At 42.9% G+C, this 3868-nt stretch carries 3 protein-coding genes and 1 pseudogene; all 4 read left to right on the top strand.

What is annotated here, in order from left to right; all coding sequences use genetic code 11:
- Positions 1-219, top strand: a 219-nt coding sequence (locus GOX01_RS13030; RefSeq protein ID WP_218023024.1) for a hypothetical protein, incomplete at its 5' end; no start/stop codon positions are given.
- Positions 220-358: 139 nt separating this feature from the next.
- Positions 359-1570 carry a glycosyltransferase family 4 protein gene (locus GOX01_RS12270; RefSeq protein WP_062268741.1) on the top strand — a complete coding sequence of 404 codons (1212 nt, stop codon included), beginning with the start codon at positions 359-361 and terminating at the stop codon, positions 1568-1570.
- Positions 1571-1600: 30 nt separating this feature from the next.
- Positions 1601-3622 carry an HAD family hydrolase gene (locus tag GOX01_RS12265; RefSeq protein ID WP_131973932.1) on the top strand — a complete coding sequence of 674 codons (2022 nt, stop codon included), beginning with the start codon at positions 1601-1603 and terminating at the stop codon, positions 3620-3622.
- Positions 3623-3713: 91 nt separating this feature from the next.
- A pseudogene (locus GOX01_RS12260) lies at positions 3714-3868 on the top strand (IS5/IS1182 family transposase); the annotation flags it as partial.

The following is a 3868-nucleotide window of genomic DNA, read 5'->3' as shown; positions in this document are numbered from 1 at the left end:
GGCCGTGTGGTTCTGATTCTCTTGCCACGAATGACACGTCTTTCAGTTTCATCCGCCAAAACCCTTCATCATACTTCAATAAAGGGAATCACATCTGTCCTCTTAAACCAAGGGGTTTGGAGAGGCGTCCATATTTTTAACCCAATGAAGACCTTCCTGAGTCAGGTCAAACACTGGTTGGCATTATATCGCGAGCATGCCTCTGGATTGCAGGGATAATACGGGGTATGAGAAGCAAAAATTTTAATTTATCGGAACGGTCTGAATTTTCGGAGAAAACATTCTGAAGCGTTGGCCGGTTAAAAAACTACAGGAACGAAATGCATTCTCCGAATATCCTGAGAATCGGATACAGACAATGAGTCATATAGCATGGTTTATCCCAAGTTTAATTCAGGGATCCGGCGGCCATCGGACTATGCTGCAGCATGCGTATGCCATGGAGCAGGCCGGAGACACCTGTCATATATATCTGGAAGGATCAGGAGATCAAAAACAGGCATCTCAGCTGATTGAACGCCTGTTCGGATACAAATTTAAATATGTATCCTTTGGATGGCAGGATATCCAAACCGTGGATATTGCCGTGGCAACAATATGGTATTCTGCGATTATTGTGCGAAATCTCCCGTTTGACTGCATCCGCTGTTATTTCGTGCAGGATTACGAAGCTATGTTCAATCCCATGGGAGACGCATATCTTCTCGCAGAAAATTCCTATCGTTACGGCCTCATTCCGATAACAATCGGACGATGGCTGAAACACGAACTCGGAAAGCGGTTCCAGGTCCCTGCCTACCACTTCGATTTTGGTGCGGACCAGAACATTTACCGGCCTCTTGAAGAGAAAAGGCATGAGCAGTCGATCTGCTTCATTTATCAGCTGGACAAGCCGAGACGCTGCAGCCACATCGGACTGGAAGCTCTGGGGATTGTAAAGCACAGACGCCCTGACGTTCAGATTTATCTTTTCGGATCCTCTCCTCAGGACAAAGGTCACATCTGGTTTGAACATCAGCACTTGGGGTTGCTGAGTCTAGAAGAATGTAATTCTCTTTATAACAGATGCACTATTGGTCTGTGCCTAAGCTCTTCCAACCCGTCACGTATTCCGTTCGAAATGATGGCAGCCGGACTGCCCCTCGTTGAATTGTGGCGGGATAATAACTTTTATGACCTGCCGCCGGAAGCTGTCAGTCTGAGTGATCAGACACCGGAAAGCCTTGCGGAAGCCATGCTCCTGCTTCTCGATAATCCGGAAGAACGAGAGAGAATGTCTCAGGCTGGGATAGAGTATATGGCTGTGCGGACGCTCCAGAATGAGACGGACACTGTCTTAGAGGCGTTTTCGAAGCTCAAACAGGGAGTTTTCCCTCAGCTTGAACCCGATCTCCCCCTTTATAATAAGCCACCGATAACTGCAGATTGCAGGAGAGACAGCGTGCCGGATCTTGCCTACAGCCATATCCCCCGACCAGCATATTCCCGCTTCCAGTCTCTCCCTTTGCCCTTACGGAATCTGTTACGACGCTGTTATCGGAAAGTTCGTCGTTTCTTGATGGAAGGATAGGTCATTATGCGTAAACTCCGGACTTTGGACGTGTGGGACACACTTCTGAGACGCAGATGCCATCCGGACAACTCCAAAAAAGCTTCTGCTCGCATCCTGTTGCTACGTCTTTTTGATCATCTGAAGCCGGAATTTCAAGACCAGAACCGAATTTTCAGGGAACGATGTGCCATTGAGGGTGAGGAAGCCCGACGCGACGGTGATGGTGAGTATATTCACTCTGATGTCATGACTGTACTCATTACGCGCATCTTAAATAACGCATCTGATATAAATATTCCTGATGTTTCTGATGAAATTACAGAATATGAGATCCAGTTTGAGATAAATAATACATATCCTGATCCTCATATTGTAGATTTTATAAAGAAATATCCGGCAGAGAAGACTATTTTCCTTTCTGATTTTTATATGCCGGCAACAGATCTGAAGCGTCTTCTCAATCATCATGGCTTGACTTCTATTGTAAATGAAGGAATTAGCTCATGTGATACGGGTCTGAACAAACGTTCAGGTCGTTTATTCAGTTATGTTCATTCTCAATATAATATTACTCCTGAAGAACACGTTCATATCGGAGATAATATTCATTCTGACGTCATGATGCCACGGGCTCTTGGTCTGGAAGGCGTTCATTTTATGCCGTCAGATGAGCATGAAAAAAGACAGAAGTTTGAAGAAATTTTTCATGGAAAATGTAATGTAATACAACACATATCAGAAAAAATTCAGGAATCTGCCGATCCATTTCTTGTTGATATAAGTATGCAGAAACAATCCGCTTACAGACTGGGCCTTAATTCAGCGCCTCTTCTTATAGGATTTGTCACTTACATTGCTGAACAATCATTGAAAGACAATATTGAAAAATTATATTTTTTCACACGCGAAGGGGAATTTTATATAAATATATGGAAACATCTTTTTCCAGACAATACACTTTTCGGACAAAGACTTCCCCAGACGGATGTTCTTGAAGTAAGTCGTCTTTCCACTTTCTGTGCATCCCTGAGGGAAGTCAGTACCGCAGAGATGATGCGTGTATGGAATCTCTACTCTACACAGTCGATATTTTCATTATTCAAGACCCTCGGGATTGATCCCGAGATCAGTCGCAACCTGTGCCGGAAATATAATATTATTCCTGAAAATGACATTATCTATCCGTGGCAGGATAAACGTGTTCAGGAACTCTTTGGAGATAGTGAATTCGTAAAAATAATTCAGTCATCTATTGATGAAAAAAAATACAATCTCTTATCTTATTTAAGTCAGAAAGGATTAACACAAGAAACCTCCAGAATCGGAATAGTTGATATAGGATGGCGTGGAACAATACAGGATAATATTTCATTCCTGTTTCCTAATACGAAAATATTCGGTTACTATCTGGGATTACAGATGTTCCTGAACCCTCAGCCGGAAAACTGTCAGAAATCTTCCTTTGGTCCAGATGCAAATAAATCACGGAGCAATATACACTTACTTGATGCGGTCTCGTTGATCGAGATGTTGTGCAATTCACCATCAGGATCTGTTCTGGGTTACCATCTCGATCGTCATGGGAGAATGATCAGTGGACGTCTTGTTGATCAGGATGAAAACCAAGTTTTTTACGATTTTGTGTCCTATTTCCAGGAAGCAGTCCTATTTGCCGCAAGGTTATGGTCTGACAATATAGAAACGCATGTTATTTCAAGTGACGACCTCCATGACTATGCTTGTGTTATATGGAAAAACCTTGTTCAGGATACAGATGCAGATCTCCTGAATGCCTATCATTCCCTTAGCCACAATGAAATTTTCGGAATGGGGCAGTTTATAAATAAGAGTGATGTCCCGAGCTTCAGGGAAATGATTTCGACACTATTTTCAAAGACTGAAAGATATAAATTTATACAGTTTATAATACAGAATCAGCTCATAAGTAGTTTTAAAAAACGGAGAGACATTGGATGGACATATAAGATTTTTCTGATTGGGATCATTAAAATGGCTCTCCAATATAAACATTTCAGAAATTTTCTGCGTATAATCAACGCGGAAAAATGATCTTTTGTAAAGGTGGAGGGTTCGACAAACCTCTGGCTCTGAATTGTTGGCTGTGATTCCATACCTTGTGTGATTATTGGGGGGATGGTTGATGAAGCAGTCTGGTTTCTTTGATGTTGACGAGCGGCTTGCTCGGTTGAGTGGGCTTGGTGACCAACTTGAAGCATTTTCCCAGACTGTGGATTTTGAGGTGTTCCGCCCTGACTTGGACAAGGCACTGCTGTATTCTGACGGGAGCAAAGGTGG

Source organism: Gluconobacter oxydans (assembly GCF_006539685.1).
Classification (GTDB): Bacteria; Pseudomonadota; Alphaproteobacteria; order Acetobacterales; family Acetobacteraceae; genus Gluconobacter; species Gluconobacter oxydans.
This window is presented reverse-complemented; position numbering and strand designations above follow the sequence as displayed.